Source organism: Bradyrhizobium sp. AUGA SZCCT0431 (genome assembly GCF_018131065.1).
Classification (GTDB): domain Bacteria; phylum Pseudomonadota; class Alphaproteobacteria; order Rhizobiales; family Xanthobacteraceae; genus Bradyrhizobium.
This window is the reverse complement of the sequence record NZ_JAFCLR010000004.1, coordinates 125,677-143,475: the sequence shown is the minus strand read 5'-3', so window position 1 is coordinate 143,475 and position 17,799 is coordinate 125,677. Positions and strand designations below refer to the sequence as shown.

The window sequence follows — 17,799 nt, the reverse complement described above, 5'->3', positions numbered from 1 at the left end:
TTGGTTGATGTTTTTTTGATTTTGTGAGCTCAAGTTACGGACGGGATGATTGCGCTGTCAAGGCGATATCTGTCGGACCGGCAAGTGAGCCGGTGAAAGATGGAGTGGCCAGGCTCGTGAAATCGAGACAGCTAATTGAAGAAGTTGCCGGCAGCACCAGCTGCTGCCATCAGCCTGGATCGCGCGCCGGCTGCGTTGCCGTCACGCCGCGATCGAAGACGCCGCGCTGATATCAACCAGCGCGACCGCATCGCACAACACGTTGGCGCCGGCGCCTTGCCTGACGCCGTTTTCGGCGAGATGGCGGCGGAAGGCGCGCGCCCCCGGCACGCCGTGAAACGCACCGACGAAGTGCCGCGTCATCGAATGCAGCCGCGTGCCCTGCCCGAGCTGGTTTTCGATGTAGGGCATGACAGCCTCGAACACATCCTTCATGGTCGCATACGGTGCCGCCTCGCCGAACAATTCCGGATCGACATTGAGCAAGCGCCACGGCTCCTGATAGGCCGCCCGCCCCAGCATCACGCCATCGACATGGGCAAGATGCGCCTTCGCCTCGGCGAGGCTGCCGATCCCGCCATTGATGATGATGGGCACGTCGGGCAGCGTGGCCTTCAGCCGATAGACTCTGTTGTAATCGAGCGGCGGAATGTCGCGGTTTTCCTTCGGCGACAAGCCGTTGAGCCAGGCCTTGCGGGCGTGCACGACCAGCGCATCGGCGCCCGCGGCAACGACGCCGCGCGTCAGCACGTCCAGCGCCACTTCCGGATCCTGGTCGTCGATGCCGATGCGGCATTTGACCGTGACGGGAATGTTCACCGCGCGCTTCATCGCGGCAACGCCGTCCGCAACCAGCGCCGGCTCCGCCATCAGGCAGGCGCCGAAGCGGCCGTCCTTTACCCGGTCCGACGGACAGCCGACATTGAGGTTGATCTCGTCATAGCCGAAATCCTCGCCGATCCTGGCCGCGGTGGCGAGATCGCGCGGATCGGACCCGCCCAGCTGCAGCGCAACGGGGCGCTCGCTCTGGTCGAAGCCGAGCAGCCGCATTCGGTCGCCATGGATGATGGCGCCGGTCGTCAGCATCTCCGTGTAAAGCCGCGCGCGCCGCGTCATCAGACGGTGGAACACGCGGCAATGCCGGTCGGTCCAATCCATCATAGGGGCGACGGAAAAGCGATAATCTTGATATTTCAAAAGCTTAACTTGCTCTCTTAATGGGATGAAGCACGAACGTGTGCACTTCCAAACCAGACGAAATTGCACACGTTTGTACCCGTTTTGGCGTCTCGGTGCACACGCAGGAGCCGTAATCCGCGCATCATTTTTGGTGGGGCGTAGAGGCTTCGGTTGGCTTGTCTGCAAGATAGTAATCAGCGGGGTTGGTGCCAAGCTCGGTTACGGCCTTGGCAAGTTCGGCTCGTAACGAGGTCTGGAAGCCGTAAGAACGGCGACTGGCATCCGACTGCAGGTCACCGAAGGTCGCCTATGGGCCGATTGTGTTGCAAAAGTCGAAAATCGAATACCCCCAAAATCTCGCGAACGTTGATCTTTGGACTTCTCTGCCGCTGCGTCGCTTCACTACGGAGGTCCGTGATCGATTTTGTCCCACACGTCGCCGTGCGTAAAACGCATCAGCGGCCCCTTGAGGGCCGCTTTACGCCAACCGCTTTTCTACGGGTGCGCGGTGAGCAAATCATTGAGCGGCAAACCGGCCCGTGGCCAGTCGACGGCAATGAGACGGCCGGTACCGGAGAGTGTGATAAAGGCGGTTCGCATGCCCTCGCCGCCGAAGCAGATGTTGGTGCAAAACACTTCCGGGGCCTCGCGAAACTCGACGAGATCGCCGCTTGGGGAGAACACGCTGATGCCGGCCCGCACCAGCGTCGCGACGCAGATGTTGCCACCGGCTTCGACGGCAAGCGAGTCAAAGCGCTGGTAACCGGGAAGACCGTGCAGCAGCTTGCCGCCGTTCGGTGACGGCCATGGCAACTTTTCGACCTGCCCCTCACCCGTAATCGCGAAACTCCAGATGCGGCTGGTTTCCGTCTCGGTGACGTAGAGCGTGCGCCCATCCGGCGACAGCCCGATACCGTTCGGCGTCATGATCGGAAAAATGACTTCCCTGATCAGCGATCCGTCAGTCCGCGCATAATACACCGCGCCGCGGTCCATCAGGCGGCCATAGGTCTTGCCGAGATCGGTGAACCAGAAACCTCCGGCGGCGTCGAACACGATATCGTTCGGGCCCTTGAGCGGAATGCCGTCGCAACTGTCGTAGAGAACGCTGACGATACCGGTCTCGATATCGACCTGCTCGATGCGCCCGGTCGTGTAGTCCTCGGCACGGCCGGTCGGGCGAAGGAAATTGCGATCGTCCTTGTGCCAGGAAAAGCCGCCATTGTTGCAGACGTAGCATTTGCCGTCGGGACCGATGGCCGCGCCATTCGGTCCGCCACCGAGTTCGGCAATGCTGTGCTTCTTTCCCGACGGCGACACGCGCGTCAGGCGGCCGCCCGCGATCTCCACCACGATGATGCTGCCATCGGCCAGCGCGATCGGCCCTTCCGGGAAAGCCAGACCGGTCGCGAGATCCCTACCCTTCAGTTGCATGGTTGGTCCTCCCGTTACGCTGGCGCAGGCTGGCCGGCGCCCAAATAGGCCTCGACGACATCGGCGCGGCTGGCCGGCGTGTCGAGATCGGCTGCGGTGCGGTGACCGACGATGATTCCGTTGCGGACGAAATACATCGCGTCGGCCACTTTCATGGTCATGCGGAAATTCTGTTCGACCAGGATGATGGCAAGACCGGACTCCTGCTTGATCGTAACCAGGCGCTCGAACACGCGCCGGATCAGGAGCGGCGCCAGCCCCAGCGACGGCTCGTCGAGCAGCAGCAGCTTTGGGGCGCTCATCAGGCCGCGTCCGATCGCGAGCATCTGCTGCTCGCCGCCGCTCAGCATCCAGGCCGGCGAATGAATCCGGCCGGCGATTTCGGGAAACAATTCCAGCATCGCCTCACGTCGCTGCCGCAGCGTGCGGCCGTCGAGGTGGAAGCCACCAAGCAGCAGGTTTTCCGCGACCGTCAGCGAGCCGACGATCTGGCGGCCTTCGGGAACGTAGACGATGCCGCGGCGTACGCGCTGCCGGGCGTTCAGGCGTGACAGATCCTCGCCGGCGAACGACATCTGCCCCTCGGCCGGAATAAGCCCGGCAATCGCCTTGAGGATCGAGGATTTGCCGGCACCATTGGCCCCTAACAGCGCCACCACGCCATTGTCAGGCACGGTCAGGTCGACATTTTCCACCGCGCGCGCAACGCCATAGCGGACGCCGAGGCCGCGCGCCGAGAACAGGTCAGCCATCGGCGTCGTCTCCGAGATAGACCCTGATGACGTCGGGATGGCTGCGGATGTCGTCGGGGGTTGCCGCTGGCGATGATGGTTCCGAAATTCAGGACATAGATGCGCTCGCACAGCTTCATGATCATGTCCATGTCATGCTCGACGATAAAAAGAATCAGATCCGGCCGCATCAGCTTCTTCAAGGCGCGCACCAGATCCCGCGTCTCGACGGCATTCAATCCGGCGGCCGGCTCGTCGAGCAGAATGGCCTTCGGCTCGGAGACGATCGCACGCGCGATCTCCGCCAGGCGAAGCGTCCCCGGCGGCAATTCCGCGGGCATCAGGTGCGCGGCGGAGGCAATGCCGAGCTCGTTCAGCGCCGCCGTGGCGCGGCGTTCCGCATCGGCCTGCTCCGCGCGCCGTCCGGCCGTCGGCACGAACGCGCTGAACCAGCCGGAGCGCCGCTTCAGCGTCAACCCGACCAGCACATTCTCGATGACGGAGAGATCGGGACACAGCGCCAGGTTTTGAAAGCTGCGCGCGATGCCGAGCGAGGCGCGCTCTGCCGGGCCGAGGCTGCGCAGCGGCGTGCCGGCAAAAGCGATATCGCCGCGCTGGCCGCGGTAAAGACCGCTCAGGCAATTGAACAGGCTGGTCTTGCCGGCGCCGTTCGGCCCGATCAGGCCGGTGATGATTCCGGGCTCGAGCGCCATCGACACATCGGTCAGAACATGAAGGCCGCCGAACGCCAGCGAGATATCGTCGACGGTCAGGGCTTGCGAGGCGGCGCCGTTGGTCATCGGCCTCTCCAACCCTGAATGAAGCGCTGCAAGCTGCCGGCATTGGCCGCGAGCGATACGAGAATGAGTGCGGCCCCATAAAGCACCGGGACCCAGTCGCCGGCATGCGCCAGATAGGTCGGCACCAAGGTGATGAATGCGCCGCCGGCCAATGCTGCGGCCAGCGACAGCCCGTTGAGGCTGACGACCGAGCCGACCAGGAGGAAGATGCCGCTGAAGAACGAAAAGCTGTTGGGCGAGACGGTCGAGGAGGCAAATCCCGCCAGCGCGCCGGCCATCGATGCCAGTGCCGCGCTCAGGGTAAACACGCTGATGCGGGCCCAGCTCTTGGTGATGCCGATCGCTTCGGCCGCGCGCGGCTGTGCGCGCGCCATCAACAGCGCCATGCCTTGCGGGGAACGGCGGAACTGCGCCAGCGCCAAGCAAACGATGCAGAGGATGGCAAGCGCGAGATAATAGCGCTGCAGCGGTTTCGAGACACCGGGGACCAGATCGCGCGCGATGTACAGGCCCTCAAATCCGCCGGTGATTTTTTCGAAGCCGATCAGGATTTCCGGCAACGCCAGCGCGAGCGCCATTGTCGCGACAGCAAGATAGATGCCGGACAGGCGGCGCGAGGGAAAGGCAAAGACGAAGCCAGCCACCGCGCCGAGCACCACCGCAACGGGAAGGCTGACCAGCACCGAGAGCCCGAGCCGGTGTTCGACGATCGCAACTGTGTAGGCGCCGAGGGCGACGAAGAAACTGTGACCGATCGAGACCTCGCCGCCGTAGCGCACCAGCACGCTGACCGACAGCACCGCGAGCGCATTCGCAAAGCACAGCGAAAGGCTGTAGACTAGAAAACCGCCGGCAACCAATGGGGCCATGATCAGCAACGCCAGCAGCGCGACGAGACCGAGCCGCATGACATCCGGATAGCTGCCGCGATCGGATATCGTCGCTTTGGAGGCTTGTACGAGTTCAGACACGGCCGCCAATTGCCCTTTCCAGAAGACCATTGGGGAAGAAGTTCAGCGTCATCAAGATGACGGCGAGCAGGAACGTGTTCATGAACTCCGGCGAGACGTAGAATGAAAACAGGTTCATCGCGATACCGAGGATGATGCCGCCGACTGCCGCGCCGGGCAGGCTGCTGAAGCCGCCGACGACGGCGGCGGTAAAGGCCGTCAGCATGAACGTGGGCACCGTCGTCGAGCTGAGAAACGTGGTCGGCACGATCAAGAGGGCCGCAACGAGGCCGAGAACGGCGGCCGCGAGCCACGAAAACAAATGAACCGATCGCAGGTTGAGCCCAGATACTTCGCAGGCGAACGGATTGCTCGATACGGCGCGGAAGGCGACGCCGAGCTTGGTGCGATCGATGATGAAGAACAACCCGCCGACGATAACAAGCGTGATCGCGAGTACCGCGAGGTCGTAGGACGAAATGCGGATTCCCGCGACACTGAAACCGAAACGCGGTATCGGCAGATCGAGATTGACGATGTCAGCGCCGAAGAACAGCTGGACGACGCCCTGCAGGATGAGCCCGACGCCGAGCGTCGCGATGGTTGACGCCAGATCCGACTTGAAGACGATCGGCGCGATCAGCGCATAGCTCAATACCGCAAGGAATGCCGCGACACCGAGCGCCACGGCCACCGCACTTCCCCAGGACAGGCTCAAAAGACTGCCGCTGGAAAGGCCGTAGACGATGAAGGCCCCGAGGCAGGCAAGGTTGCCATGCGAGAAATTGACCACGCGCGAACTCTTGAACACCATGACGAGACCGAGCGCGCCGACACCATAGAGGCAGCCGGAAATGATGCCGGACCACATCAGCGGCAATAAATCCGCGACGATGCCTCCCGGCCCGCTCATTTCGTCTTCTTCCCGTCGTCGGCGAGGCCGCCGCTCTCGACGAATTCGATCACGCCGGGAAAATAGCGGCCGGAGAGACCATGCCGGCACGCGGCATCGTAGGTGCGGCGTGCCAGTTGGGTGACGTTGGGCTGCAGGCCCATGTCGGCCGCCAGTTGCAGCATGTAGTCGAGGTCCTTCAGGACATATTCCGGCGGGAAGGCTTTCTCGGGAAAACTCCGCGGCAGCATCGCCTTCATGCCGTGATTACGGAGAACAAAGCTGTCGCCGGAGCCTTTTGCGACCGCACCCAACAGTGTTTCCGGCGCCACACCGGCGCGCTCGCCCACCACCATCATCTCGGCGAGCGCCAGCGTGTTCTCGAACACCAGCGCGTTGTTGATGAGCTTGACGACCTGGCCACAGCCGATCTCGCCGCAATGGGTGACATCGGATCCGATATAGTCGAGCAGCGGCTTCACCCGGGCGAACACGCCCGCATCCGCGCCCACCATGATGCTGAGTTCGCCGCGCTGCGCCGCTTCGCGGGTGCGCGCCACCGGCGCATCGGCGAAATCGAATCCGGCCGCCTTAAGCCGCTTGCCGACATCGCGCGCGACCGACACCGGCGTGGTGCTGAGATCCACCACAACAGTGCCCGGCTTGGCCGATGCCTGGATCGCCGCACACACCGCCTCGACCTGGGGACCACCCGGCAGCGACAGGAAGATGACATCAGCGGCAGCGGCGAGCGCTTCGAGGTTCGCCGCGGCTTCCGCCTTGGTGTCGGAGAGTGCCGCGATCGCGCCGGGTTCGCGATCGAGCATCAGCACCCGGCCGGCATGCTTCTTCGCGACGTTCCGGCACATCGGGCCGCCCATGACGCCAAGCCCGATGAAGCCAATGATTTGCTGATTTGTCACTTCATCAATCCATCAACATGCCGCCATTGACGTCGAGCACCGTTCCGGTGATCCAGTTCGACGCCGGCGAACACAGAAACAGAATGCTCTGTGCGATGTCTTCGGGCTGGCCGAACCGGCCCAGCGGAACGCTGCCGTTCGCCGAGGGCGGTGCGCGGTCCGTGACCGACGCCCACATCGGCGTTTCGACCGGACCGGGCGCGATGACGTTGGCATAGACGCCTTTGCTGGCACCGTTCTTGGCGACCCATTTCATCAGGCCGTGCACCGCCGACTTGGCGGCGACATAGGCCGGCCCTGCAGCCACGCCGCCGATCTTGGCCGCAATCGATCCAAGCGCCACGATCTTGCCAAAACCACGCTCGGCCATGATGGGATAGAGCTTGCGGACGGGGATGACGGTCCCCATCACATTGACGGCGAAAATCTTCTCCCATTCCTCGTCGGTGGATTGCTGCAACGGCGCGTTCGAGATGGTTCCAGCGCACAGCACCAGAATATCGATGTTGCCGCGCTTCCTGAGTTCATCATCGATCAAGGCCTCGGTCGCGGCCCGGTCGGTGACGTCGCAGCGGCGATAGGTTGCCCTTTCAGGGAATTTGCCGCCGTCGGCAACGATATCGGTCGCGATGACATTGGCGCCGGCTTCGCAGAAAGCCGCGACGACCGCACGGCCGATGCCGCCAGCCGCGCCGGTGATCAGGGCCGTCTGCCCGTCGAGACGCGAAGGCCCGCTCAAGGGCGATCCAACCATGGAGTTATGTCCTTTTTATTCGTTGAGAGAAGGAAGCGGCTGGCGACATTCGAACCGAAACATCGCCAGCGCTCGGCGATGGCATCACGAAGGTTTGGCGTCGAATGCTACTGCGGGATAAGGCTTGAAGTCCCGCACCATTTGGAAGGCATTGCCCTTCGCCTGGAGAATGGCTTCCTGACGGGTTCCGCGATGATCCCCGGCGACGAAGGTCACCTTGCGGGCGCCGCCGACGGATGCATTCGTCAGCGTATTGCCGGCCGCGAGCAGATTGGCCCGGGTGATCGGCCTGCCGCTGTCGATGAGGGCGCCGAACAGATTGCCGAACAGCGCGGCGTTGCTCCATCCGTTCAATCCGAACACGCCGACGGGGTCGCCCGGATAATATTTTGTCACGGCCTCGCGATAGGCCTGCACTTCCGGCTCTTTGCTGTCGACGGGGAGCAGCCACGAGGAGAAGTAAACGCCCTCCAGAAGTTCGCCCGCCAGTTTGTAGGTCGAAGGATCGGCGGTGAAGAAGGGCGCGAACCAGGTGAGTTTCACCGCCTGCCGGTCGGCCGCCTTCAGCGCGGCGGCGAGGTTGGCGTTGGAGCCGAACAGGATTGCGGCCTCCGCGCCCGAATTGGCGACGCGACGCAGATGCGGGGTAAAGTCGGTCGTCTTCACTTCGAACGGAACCGACTCCACCGGCGCGATCTTGCTGGCTTCCATGAAGAGGTCAAAACCGCGCTTGGCCGAGCGGCCGAGTTCGTCGTTCTCCCAGAGCAGCGCGATCTTCTTCAGCTTCAGATCGTTGATGGCAAATTCGGCGTTGGAAGCGGCCGACCAGCCATAGTCGGGAAGCAACGGAAAGATGTTCGGTTCGGCAAAGAACGCGCTGGCACCGCCGATCGGCCCGACCATCGCAAGGCCACTCTCCTTGGCAAACGGGATGACCGCCACGTTGGTGGCGGTGCCGACCGCCGCGACGAGCGCAAAAATACGTTCCTCTTCGACCAGGCGCCGCGCCACCGCAACGCTGCGTGCCGGATCGTATCCGTCGTCAAGCGTCACATATTTGATCTTCCAGCCCTTGATGCCGCCACGCTCGTTGACGCTCTTGAAATAGGAGTCGGCGGCGTGCGTCAGGATCGCGTAGAACGGCACCGGCCCGGTGATGGGCGTAAAGCCGCCGACCGTGACCGTCTTGGCAGCGAGATCGACCCCGATCTCGTCGGCCAGCAGCGGAGAACCCGGATACAAGGCCGCCAGTGCCGTCGCCCCGGACAGCTTTAGTAGTTCGCGCCGATTCATCGTGCCCTCCCCATCGATTGTTTTTTCATTTGCCGGCCTGTTCTAACCGCCGGAACCGTCTTGGTCAACATAAAATGCATTATGCATTATCTATTCGAGCTACTACAATGCGACCCAATTTACGACTGTTGAGCTATTCTTGCCTAATTCCTCCGATTAAAGCGATTGGACATCAGAAAGTCATGCATCTTGCATTATCGGTTGTACTTTCATCTTCATCGCCCGGAACGTCTATGGTAGGTGCGACGGAGTCGATTTCGCGGGGGCAAAACATGGCCATGGAATACCGGACCAAAGAGGAGCAGGTCGCAGACTACCTCCGCGAGGGCATCATTTCCGGCCGCCTGCCCCGCGGCGCACGGCTGAAGCAAACCGAGATTGCGCAGGAACTGAAAATCAGCATCACGCCGGTGCGCGAGGCGCTGAAGCTGCTCGAGGCGGAAGGATATCTTGCGAGCGACTCCTATCGCGGCGCGACGGTGGCACCGTTCGATGTCGGCGCGTCGACCGAAATCCTCAAGCTCAGGATCACGCTCGAAACCCAACTGGTCGAAAGCGCCGTCCGCAAGGTGACCGCCGATAACATCGCCGAATTGCGCGATCTCGCGGCCCAGTTCGAACAGGCCGCCCGCGCTAACGACAGTACATCCGCGCGCGGCATCAACTACCGCTTCCACCGGCGCATCTATGACTTTGCCGAACTCCCCAAGACGTTGCATTTCGTCCAGGTACTGTGGGCGCAATATCCGTTCGACGTCATCAACCGGATCAGCGGCCGCGCACTCCGCGCCGCGGAAGAGCATAGCGAACTGCTGCGAAACGTGATCGAGGGCGACGCCGCCAGTGCGATGCTGACCATGCGCCGTCATATCGAGACCGGCTGGAGCGAGTTTCGAAGCAGTTCGGGGCCAGCCCATTCGGAAACAAGTCTGGTGCCTGCGAAGACCACGGAAAAGGAACCGTTATGACCGCGATGCTGCTCGTGATGGATATGCTGAACGATCTCGTCCACGAGAACGGCGGCGGCGCAAAAACCTATGTGCCGCTGATGAAGGAGCGCAGCGTGCTGGCGCGCACCAGGGCCGCGATCGACAAAGCACGCGCAGCCGGCGCCCTGATCGGCTACGTCAGGGTCGGATTTTCGCCGAACTATCGGGAATGCCCGCCGAACTCGCCGATCTTCTCGCGGGCGCGCAGCGCTGGCATGTTCAAGCTCGGCACCTGGGGCACTGAAGTTCATCCCGATGTTGCTCCGCAAGCAGGTGATTTCGACATCGTGAAGCATCGCGTCAGTCCCTTCTACGGCACGTCGCTGGAACCGATCCTGCGTGCCCGCGGCGTCAGCGAATTGTTCCTGTGCGGTGTTTCAACCAACGGGGTCGTCCATTCCGGCGCGCGCGAAGGACATGACCGTGATTACGCCTGCACCGTGCTCGAGGATTGCTGTGCAGGCGCCACGGTGGACGAGCACGACAGCGCGCTGCGCTGCGTCGCCCGCTTTGCCGCGATCAAGAACAGCGCTGATGTGACGTTCTCCTGATCTTCAAAACGGCAGCCAGCGCGGATTGATCGCCTGCTGATAGGTGACTCCCTTGACGTCCTGGCTGAACTTCAACTCGAACTCGATGTTATGCTGGAATTGCGCTTGCGAGAGTGTCGGCGGCACCGAGACGGTCTCGCATTGATCCCGAACCGTGTTCTTGAGCAGATCGACGCTGGTTTTCTGAAAATAGCTATTGTGCAGAGATTGTCCGGCCGCCGCGGGATCGCTGCGGATCAGCTCCGCTCCTTTGGTCATGCCGCGAACCAGGGCTGCCGCCGTCTCCCCGTTTTTCTCCAGATAATCCGGCCTGGCGCAAAGAACCGTGTAGAGGAAGTTTTCGATGCCGGGGACTTCGCCGTGTGAGGGGCGCGCCGCCCAGACCGCAATGCCGTCCTCGACCGCGCGGTTGTTGGCCGGCGCCGTGGTGTTGAAGCCGTCGATCTGGCCGGCCCGCAGCGCCGTATACATCTGGTCGAGCTTGATGACGGTGAGCGTCACGTCCTTGTCGGGATCGAGGCCGCCGAGCGACAAAATATAGCGCCAGATCTTGTCAGTGCCACTGCCCCGGCCGGATATCCCGAGCGTCAACCCCTTCATGCGGGCCATGCGCTCCCTGAGCGGCATGTGCAGCTTCAGACCGACCTTTTCAGCGGCCTTGGTGCTGATCACGGCATCGCTGGCATATTGCGACATCAGTGGCGCGAAGGCGTTGATCTTCTGTCCTTTGGCCACCGCAAGAATGACGTCGCTCATCACAAGCCCGGTGACATCTGCGCTGCCGCCGAGCATGGCCGCCATCGAGTTGGTGCCGCTGCCGGTATCGACCAACGACACTTCGAGGCCTTCGGCTTTCATGAAGCCCGCCGCCGTCGCCACCAGCAGAGGCAGGTAAGCGAACGTATAGCCGCCGATCGCGATCGTAAGCGGCTTCATCGGGCCGGACTGCGCCCAGCCTCGCGTGACAAGGCCGGTCCCGAACGCACCGGCGAACCCGGCTTGTGCTATCCCGCGGATCACGGCTCGACGTGTCGTCATGATGCCCTCCCCTTTTTATGCTTATGAAATTGCGGTGTGCCGGCGTCGATCAACGCCAGCGGAAGATCCAGTTCTCCAGGCGCCCAAGCGCTTCGTTGAGGGCGCTCGTCACCGCCATCAGCGCAAACAAGGCGGCAAAGACGCCCGCGGTATCGAGTTGGCCGGCGGCATTTTGCGTGAGGTAGCCAATGCCGGCATTTGAGGCCATCATTTCGGCTGCGACGGCGCCGACAAAGCCGTAGGGCAAACCGAGCTTGAGACCGGTGAACAACCACGGCAGCGCGGCCGGAAAAATCACCATGCGCTGAACGGTAAGCTTGCTGGCGCCCATCGTACGGAGCGCGTCGACCATCTTGTGGTCGACCTCGCGGACGCCGCGCAACGTGCTGAAGAAAACCAGGAAGAAGACGCTGATCGCGGCCAGCACGATCTTGGGCGCAAGCCCGATGCCGAACCACATGATGAACAAGGGCGCGAGCGCAATTTTGGGAACTCCATACACGGCCGTGACAAAGGGGTCGACCGTGCGATGAAGCGTGTCGCTGGCACCGACGACCAGTGCGCACAGCACCGCCGTCGTCGCCCCGATCAGGAATCCGGCAATGGTTTCCTTGAAGGTGACCATAAGGTGGTATTCAAGATGGCCGCTCAGCGTCCAGGCCATCAGCGTTCGAAACACCGCCGACGGGCTGGAAACCCAAAACGGGTCCAGCAGCCTGCCGGAGGACAGCTCCCAAACCGTCAGCATCAGCACCACGAAAAGCGCCCGGTACAGCCATATGCGGCCGGACGAAGCTGATGGCGCGATCTCATGTGGCGCTTCCAGTGCCTGCGTCGTCATGACTGGGACCTCGTCAGGGTCGGATCGAGTGCGCCCCAGAGCCGCCGGTAATGTTCTTCGAAGCTGGGATGGAATCTCACCTCGTGCACTTCGCGGGGCCGCGGAATCATGATCTGTTCATCGAGCTTGATCCATGACGGCCGCGCGGACAGCACCACGACGCGATCCGCCAGCGTGATGGCTTCGACGATGTCGTGGGTGATGAAAACCACCGTCTTGCGCCGCGCCGACCACAGTTTCAGCAGTTCGGCCTGCATGGTGAGCTTGAGCTGGGCGTCGAGCGGACCGAACGGCTCATCCATCAAGAGAATCGGCGGATCGTAAATCAGTGTGCGCGCCAGCATGGCCCGCTTGCGCATGCCGCCCGATAATTGGTTGGGGTAGTGCCGCTCAAAACCCTCGAGGCCGACCTGCGCGATCCCGACACGCGCCATCCTCTCCGAGCGTGCGAGCCCACGAATCTCCAGCGGAACGGCGATGTTGTCCTCCACCGTTCGCCACGGCAGCAGGCAATCATGCTGGGTGAGATAGCCGATGTCGGTATTGACGCCCTGGATCCGCCGGCCCTGGCACATCACAGCGCCGGCACTCGGATGATCGAGGCCCGCCAGCAGGTTGAGCATCGTCGACTTGCCCGAGCCGCTGGGACCGACGATGGTGACGAACTCGCCGTCTCCGAGCGAAAGGTTGACGCCGCTGAGAACATCAATGCTGGCCTGACGGGAGACAAACGTCTTGCCGACCCCACGCAACTCGACCGCGGGCACTTTCGCACCCTGATCCCCAGGGACTAATACGACCGAGAGATGCAGTGGTCTCACAACGGTGGTCTCCCTACCTTCGAACGGGCCGCACCTTCGAACGACTTTAGAATTGCGCCGAGGCTCGCATCGCCAGCGCGCCGTTTGGTCCGCTGGCCCACAGATCAAGCCCGCCGCTCTCGGCCTGCTTGCCTTCAAGCTTGAAGGGTGACGTGACGAACAGCGGCGACATGCCCCTGAACTCGAATGCCTTGAGCGGCTTGCCGCCACGACCGGCCGCGAATGCCTGCAGCAGCGTTGCGGTCAGGGGTCCATGCACGACGAGATCGGGGTAATTCTCTTCGGCGCGCGCATAGGCCTGGTCGTAGTGGATGCGATGACCGTTCGAGGTCAGGGCCGAATAGCGAAACAGCAAAACCGTGTCTGGCCGCACTTCTTCTGACCAGGTCGCATCTGCCGGCGCAGGAGACGGCGCGGGTGCCGGGGTTCCCGGTGCCGCCGCCTCGCGATAGACGATATCCTGTTCTTCCGTGATGCACGGGCCGTCGCCGCAATCAAGGGCATGGCTGACCGTCACGAACACCAATTTCCCGGCACGGCCGGATTTCGCCTCGACCTTTTTGATCGTGCTCTCGCGCGCCGCCTCGCGGCCGATCGTCAGCGGCTTGTGGTAGGTCAGGCGTCCGCCCGCCCACATCCGCCGCGGCAGCGACACCGGCGGCAGGAACCCGCCGCGTTTCGGGTGACCGTCGGTCCCCAATCCTTGGCGCGGCACGAAGGGATTGAAGAAAATCCAGTGCCAGCCCGGCGGCAACGAACCGCCGGCGGAGAACTCACCATCAATACCCAACGTCGCCGCGAGCGTGTTCACCCGCTCCGGCGCCATCCGCTCACGCACCGTTTCCTTGCGACCGACCCAGGCCTGCCAATCCTGCCCCGCGGCGTCTTTCGGTATCGTGGCCGTGTCACTCATGCGCGCGTTCCAATCGGATTTTTAGTAGATCACCTGCTGGTCCATCAGGGTTTTGCGGTCCTCGGCAGAGAGACCAAGCAGTTCGCCAAAGACATAATCCTCGTCCTGGCCAAGCCGCGGCGTACCGCGTTCCATGCCAGCTTGGGATTTGGAAAAACGGATCGGCACGCCCAGCGCGGCGCGCTTGCGGCCTTCATTGTCGTCGACATCGACGACGACGCCCCGCTGGCGCAGATGCGCATCGCCGGAGATATCGCGCATGTCGCAGGAGATGTGCGCGGCGATGCCGATTGCCTGCAGCGCGCCTTCGGCTTCGCTGGCGTCGAGCTTACGCGTCCATTGCTCGATTTCGTCATGCAACGCCTGCCGATGCACCTGCCGGCCGGTCGCGGTCTGATAGCGCGGCTCGCGGAGCAATGCCGGCGCCTTCATCAGGTCCAGCAATCCTTGCCACTCCTCGTCCGACCTCACGGCGATGGTCAGCCACCGATCGTGATCTCGGGTCCTGAACACGCCATGCGGCGCCATGCGCAGATGATCATTGCCCATCCGCACGGGATCGCCGCCGGCAGCGGCCAGCAACAAGGCCTCGCCTGCCAATGAACACGCCACTTCGCGCGCACTGACGTCGACGTGGCCGCCGATGCCGATACGCCACAGGCGATACACCGCGGCAACAGCCGCCATCGCGGCGGTCATGCCGACACTGTGGTCCATGGCATGCCGCATCTCGACCGGCGGTCCGTCTTCGTAGCCGGTGAGATATCCAAGCGCACCCCACGCACCGAACAGCGGCGCATAGCCCGAGAAATGCGAGTCGGGTCCGGTTTGCCCCGACGAGGAAACGGACACCATGACCAGCGATGGCTTCAGCACCGACAGCGTGCCGTAGCCCAGCCCGAGGCGATCCATCACGCCGGGCCTAAAACTTTCACAGACGAGATCGCTGCTGCCGACCAGTTGCTTTGCCAGCGCGATGCCCTTGGCGTCCTTGAGATTGATGCGCACCGACAGCTTGTTGGACGCTACCTGGTCAAAACTCGCCGGCCCCATCCGCCCATAGACCGGATGCGGTTTGCGGAAGATATCGGGCCGGGCCGCGCTCTCGACCTTGATGCATTCGGCGCCGAGTTGCGAGAGCATGTGCGTGCAGAACGGACCGGCCGCATGCAGCGTGAAATCGGCAATCCGGATTCCGGCAAGCGGTTTCATGACGCCCCCATCACGGCTGCGGGCCTTTCATGGCGTCGCGTCTCTTTCAGCAGTTGCTGGTGCTCGCCAAGCTGCGGCGGACCGGCCTTCAGCGCCAGCGGCGCGCCATCGAGATGGAAGGGCGCGGCCAGGATCGGCAAGCGCCCTGCCCCGGGCACGTCAACCTGCTGGAACAGCTCGCGCGCATTTTCGTGCTTGCCGGCGAGCACCTCGGCGGGGCTGTTATATTTGGCCATGGGAACGCCGAGCGCCTGCGCGCGCGCGACCACGTCGCCCACACACTGCTGTCGCGCCCACGCCCGGATGTCCGTATTGATCTCCTCGCCGCGCCGACTGCGCTCGAGCGAATCTGACAACGCCGGGTCCAACGCCCAACGCGGCTGCCCCATCAGCTCGACAAGGCCGCGCCATTGCCGGTCTTCGAGTGTCAGCAGTTCGACATAGCCGTCCGCGCATTCGAGCACGCCGCCATATTTGAAGGAGCGCGTCGAACGATGCTCCAGGGAACCGTCACCAAACCGCTGTAGCGCAAATGCACCGACCGCCAGCATGGCATCATGCACGGAGACGTCGACGCTTTCGGCCCCGACATGGTCGCGGCTCATCAGCGCCGACAGTGCGCCGAGGGCTGCAACGACACCGCCCTGATATGACGCAAAGTGACCATGCACCTTCAGCGGCGGCCGATCGGGAAACAGTTCGACCGAAAGACCATTGGGCAGCAGAAAGCCCTCACCGGAGGCATGAATCAGGTTGATCTCCTCGCCCTGCCAATCGGCCTTTGGCCCATGCGCGCCGAAAGGTAGCACCGACACGTCAATCAGATTGGGATAGCGGTGCCGAAGGCTATCTTCATCGAGTTGGAGCGTCGCGCGCTGCGCTACGGGGATGTCGTGGATGAAGACATCCGCAGTCGCGAGCAGGTTCGCTAAAGCAGCACGCCCGGATGCCGTGGCGAGATCGCACACGACGCTCTGCTTGCCCGAGCCGAGAAACGCGAACAGCGCGCTGGCCGCATTGGCGGGCGGGAGAAAGGGCGGCTCGCGACGCAGCGGGCTGCCGTCCGGAGGCTCAACCATGACCGTCTCCGCGCCAAGGGTGGCGAGCAGACGGCCGGCGTAAGCGGCAGCGACGCTGTGCGATATTTCGACAACCGTCACCCCCGCCAGCGGCGGTGGCAAAACCCTTTCCGGCATGGCTCCACCCTCTTTTTGTTTTTGTTTTCCGCCGGCCTATCTGACCGTCGGCAGTTCCAGATCGAGTTGGGCACCATCGAAGAACACGCGATTTTTCACGTCGCGCGACGTCAACATCACCGTCGCAAGGCCCGGCGTCGTCAATTCGCCACGCTGGTTCTCGCCCCAGATCTCGAGGTCGACCAGTGCAAATCCGTCCTTCACATATTTTCTTACGACCTTCCCCTTGCACCAAGTCGAGTCACCCATGGTGTTGAAGCGGCGCATCTCGGTGCGCACGCGCTTGAGGAAGGCGGTATCGCCCATCCAGTTCGTCACCAGACTGCACAGCCAGGACGAACGCTGCGGACCGTAGTCGTAGGTCCCGGGCACGCCGACGTCCTTGGCCATCGACTCGCGATGGTGACCGATGCCGGTATACTCGATGCCGCCTCCGGCTTCGGGGTTACGGAAGAAATGGCCGGGATGCTTGACGGCGGCTTTCAGCACGATGCCGTGGGTATGACCGCGCCCGCAGCCGACCAGAAAACCCATCGTATCCATCAGCGAGAGCGGCCCGCGAACGATCGGCGGCAATTCGTCGCCGACGTTGACGTCCTCGAAGTATCGCACCTTACCACCACGAATTCGCTCCTCTTCCTTCAGGATGGCATCATCCAGCGCGGCGAATTCCTCAGCCGTGTACTCATAGCTCACGATATCCTTGTATTTTCCCGCATCGCGAGAAGCCTTGCGCTCATGCCGCGTGCAGGTTCCAAGCGCGCGGGCGACCAGTTCGCCACGCTGGTTGCTGTAGGTCGCCTCGACATATTGCAGCACCAGACGTCCGGAGAACTTGCTTTCCTTCACCTCGATGCCGACGACGCGCTCGATTGCGGTAATGCGATCACCCGGCCGCACGTGCCGAAACAGTTCCCAATCATTGCCAGCGTAGAAGCCGTGAACGCCGGGCAGCCCCCAACGCGTCCGCCCGATCCAACCGAACGCCATCGGAAACATGGGATGGGCGACGTTCGATCCATAATTGCTTTGGCGACCGTGCTCGGCATCGCGGTAAAGCGGGTTCATATCTCCGATACCGTTGCACCAATTGCGCATCGTATCCAACGTCGCATCCTGAAGATAAGGGCCCTCGGGACGCAGTTGCAGGCCGATCATCCCTCGCGCCCGCGCGATCGCTTCGTCGGTGATCTTTCCTTCTGCCGGCGAGTGGCCGACTTCTTTTTCCATGACGTCTGACATTGCCTTCTCCGATGCTGTTGTCGTGTTGTTGGCTGTTGTG

18 protein-coding genes and 1 pseudogene are annotated in these 17,799 nt (G+C 62.7%); 2 read left to right on the top strand and 17 right to left on the bottom strand.

Translation table 11 applies throughout. From position 1 onward, the window contains the following. Positions 1–201 precede the first annotated feature (201 nt). From dusA to JQ567_RS05055, 10 genes and pseudogenes are all read right to left on the bottom strand, one after another. Positions 202–1,197, bottom strand: coding sequence for a tRNA dihydrouridine(20/20a) synthase DusA (gene dusA / locus JQ567_RS05095; RefSeq protein WP_212437780.1), 996 nt, complete (start codon positions 1,195–1,197; stop codon positions 202–204). A gap of 477 nt (positions 1,198–1,674) precedes the next feature. Further along, positions 1,675–2,613: an SMP-30/gluconolactonase/LRE family protein gene (locus JQ567_RS05090; protein WP_212437779.1), complete on the bottom strand. Its 939-nt coding sequence runs from the start codon at positions 2,611–2,613 to the stop codon at positions 1,675–1,677. Positions 2,614–2,627: 14 nt separating this feature from the next. Further along, on the bottom strand, positions 2,628–3,365 hold the full coding sequence (locus tag JQ567_RS05085) for an ABC transporter ATP-binding protein (RefSeq protein WP_212437778.1): 738 nt from the start codon (positions 3,363–3,365) through the stop codon (positions 2,628–2,630). After that, the gene (locus JQ567_RS38060) at positions 3,358–3,414 is read right to left on the bottom strand and encodes a hypothetical protein (protein WP_312017355.1); all 57 of its coding nucleotides are present in this window, start codon (positions 3,412–3,414) and stop codon (positions 3,358–3,360) included. The genes JQ567_RS05085 and JQ567_RS38060 overlap by 8 nt, the downstream gene beginning before the upstream one ends. A gap of 235 nt (positions 3,415–3,649) precedes the next feature. After that, a pseudogene (locus JQ567_RS38055) lies at positions 3,650–4,057 on the bottom strand (ATP-binding cassette domain-containing protein); the annotation flags it as partial. A gap of 83 nt (positions 4,058–4,140) precedes the next feature. Continuing rightward, positions 4,141–5,115 (bottom strand): branched-chain amino acid ABC transporter permease, encoded by a 975-nt coding sequence (locus JQ567_RS05075; RefSeq protein WP_312017354.1) that lies wholly within the window; start codon positions 5,113–5,115, stop codon positions 4,141–4,143. Then, positions 5,108–6,007, bottom strand: a complete 900-nt coding sequence (locus tag JQ567_RS05070; RefSeq protein ID WP_212437776.1) for a branched-chain amino acid ABC transporter permease — start codon at positions 6,005–6,007, stop codon at positions 5,108–5,110. The genes JQ567_RS05075 and JQ567_RS05070 overlap by 8 nt, the downstream gene beginning before the upstream one ends. Then, complete coding sequence (locus JQ567_RS38830; protein ID WP_212437775.1) at positions 6,004–6,909, bottom strand: NAD(P)-dependent oxidoreductase; 906 nt, start codon at positions 6,907–6,909, stop codon at positions 6,004–6,006. The genes JQ567_RS05070 and JQ567_RS38830 overlap by 4 nt, the downstream gene beginning before the upstream one ends. A 4-nt stretch (positions 6,910–6,913) precedes the next feature. Continuing rightward, complete coding sequence (locus JQ567_RS05060; protein WP_212437774.1) at positions 6,914–7,663, bottom strand: SDR family NAD(P)-dependent oxidoreductase; 750 nt, start codon at positions 7,661–7,663, stop codon at positions 6,914–6,916. Positions 7,664–7,747: 84 nt separating this feature from the next. Next, positions 7,748–8,956 carry an ABC transporter substrate-binding protein gene (locus tag JQ567_RS05055; protein WP_212437773.1) on the bottom strand — a complete coding sequence of 403 codons (1,209 nt, stop codon included), beginning with the start codon at positions 8,954–8,956 and terminating at the stop codon, positions 7,748–7,750. A gap of 272 nt (positions 8,957–9,228) precedes the next feature. On the opposite strand from JQ567_RS05055, the gene JQ567_RS05050 reads away from it, so the two are divergent. Beyond that, on the top strand, positions 9,229–9,924 hold the full coding sequence (locus JQ567_RS05050; protein WP_249165250.1) for a GntR family transcriptional regulator: 696 nt from the start codon (positions 9,229–9,231) through the stop codon (positions 9,922–9,924). Further along, positions 9,921–10,496: a cysteine hydrolase family protein gene (locus JQ567_RS05045; protein ID WP_212437772.1), complete on the top strand. Its 576-nt coding sequence runs from the start codon at positions 9,921–9,923 to the stop codon at positions 10,494–10,496. The genes JQ567_RS05050 and JQ567_RS05045 overlap by 4 nt, the downstream gene beginning before the upstream one ends. A gap of 3 nt (positions 10,497–10,499) precedes the next feature. Here the strand turns inward: JQ567_RS05045 and JQ567_RS05040 are convergent, their stop codons facing one another. The 7 genes from JQ567_RS05040 to JQ567_RS05010 are packed head-to-tail and all read right to left on the bottom strand — an operon-like array spanning position 10,500 to position 17,759. Next, positions 10,500–11,534: an ABC transporter substrate-binding protein gene (locus JQ567_RS05040; protein ID WP_212437771.1), complete on the bottom strand. Its 1,035-nt coding sequence runs from the start codon at positions 11,532–11,534 to the stop codon at positions 10,500–10,502. 49 nt (positions 11,535–11,583) lie between these two features. Next, on the bottom strand, positions 11,584–12,375 hold the full coding sequence (locus JQ567_RS05035; protein WP_212437770.1) for an ABC transporter permease: 792 nt from the start codon (positions 12,373–12,375) through the stop codon (positions 11,584–11,586). Then, positions 12,372–13,196 (bottom strand): ABC transporter ATP-binding protein, encoded by an 825-nt coding sequence (locus tag JQ567_RS05030; protein WP_212437769.1) that lies wholly within the window; start codon positions 13,194–13,196, stop codon positions 12,372–12,374. The genes JQ567_RS05035 and JQ567_RS05030 overlap by 4 nt, the downstream gene beginning before the upstream one ends. Positions 13,197–13,242: 46 nt before the next feature. After that, the gene (locus JQ567_RS05025) at positions 13,243–14,109 is read right to left on the bottom strand and encodes a MaoC family dehydratase N-terminal domain-containing protein (RefSeq protein ID WP_212437768.1); all 867 of its coding nucleotides are present in this window, start codon (positions 14,107–14,109) and stop codon (positions 13,243–13,245) included. A gap of 21 nt (positions 14,110–14,130) precedes the next feature. After that, positions 14,131–15,321 carry a CaiB/BaiF CoA-transferase family protein gene (locus JQ567_RS05020; protein WP_212437767.1) on the bottom strand — a complete coding sequence of 397 codons (1,191 nt, stop codon included), beginning with the start codon at positions 15,319–15,321 and terminating at the stop codon, positions 14,131–14,133. Beyond that, a complete protein-coding gene (locus JQ567_RS05015) occupies positions 15,318–16,517 on the bottom strand; it encodes a CaiB/BaiF CoA-transferase family protein (protein WP_212437766.1) in 1,200 nt (399 codons plus the stop codon). Before JQ567_RS05015 ends, JQ567_RS05020 begins: the two co-directional genes overlap by 4 nt. Before the next feature lie 36 nt (positions 16,518–16,553). Continuing rightward, entirely contained in the window at positions 16,554–17,759 is a 1,206-nt protein-coding gene (locus JQ567_RS05010; protein ID WP_212437765.1) for a MaoC family dehydratase N-terminal domain-containing protein, read from the bottom strand. Positions 17,760–17,799 lie beyond the last annotated feature (40 nt).

Bases quoted from the DNA above. Each gene is read 5' to 3' on its own strand.
- JQ567_RS05070 (WP_212437776.1), bottom strand. From the start codon at position 6,007: ATGAGCGGGCCGGGAGGCATCGTCGCGGATTTATTGCCGCTGATGTGG.
- JQ567_RS05035 (WP_212437770.1), bottom strand. From the start codon at position 12,375: ATGACGACGCAGGCACTGGAAGCGCCACATGAGATCGCGCCATCAGCT.
- JQ567_RS05025 (WP_212437768.1), bottom strand. From the start codon at position 14,109: ATGAGTGACACGGCCACGATACCGAAAGACGCCGCGGGGCAGGATTGG.
- JQ567_RS05060 (WP_212437774.1), bottom strand. From the start codon at position 7,663: ATGGTTGGATCGCCCTTGAGCGGGCCTTCGCGTCTCGACGGGCAGACG.
- JQ567_RS05045 (WP_212437772.1), top strand. From the start codon at position 9,921: ATGACCGCGATGCTGCTCGTGATGGATATGCTGAACGATCTCGTCCAC.
- JQ567_RS05085 (WP_212437778.1), bottom strand. From the start codon at position 3,365: ATGGCTGACCTGTTCTCGGCGCGCGGCCTCGGCGTCCGCTATGGCGTT.
- JQ567_RS05090 (WP_212437779.1), bottom strand. From the start codon at position 2,613: ATGCAACTGAAGGGTAGGGATCTCGCGACCGGTCTGGCTTTCCCGGAA.
- JQ567_RS05010 (WP_212437765.1), bottom strand. From the start codon at position 17,759: ATGTCAGACGTCATGGAAAAAGAAGTCGGCCACTCGCCGGCAGAAGGA.
- JQ567_RS05055 (WP_212437773.1), bottom strand. From the start codon at position 8,956: ATGAATCGGCGCGAACTACTAAAGCTGTCCGGGGCGACGGCACTGGCG.
- JQ567_RS05020 (WP_212437767.1), bottom strand. From the start codon at position 15,321: ATGAAACCGCTTGCCGGAATCCGGATTGCCGATTTCACGCTGCATGCG.
- JQ567_RS05015 (WP_212437766.1), bottom strand. From the start codon at position 16,517: ATGCCGGAAAGGGTTTTGCCACCGCCGCTGGCGGGGGTGACGGTTGTC.
- JQ567_RS05050 (WP_249165250.1), top strand. From the start codon at position 9,229: ATGGCCATGGAATACCGGACCAAAGAGGAGCAGGTCGCAGACTACCTC.
- JQ567_RS05040 (WP_212437771.1), bottom strand. From the start codon at position 11,534: ATGACGACACGTCGAGCCGTGATCCGCGGGATAGCACAAGCCGGGTTC.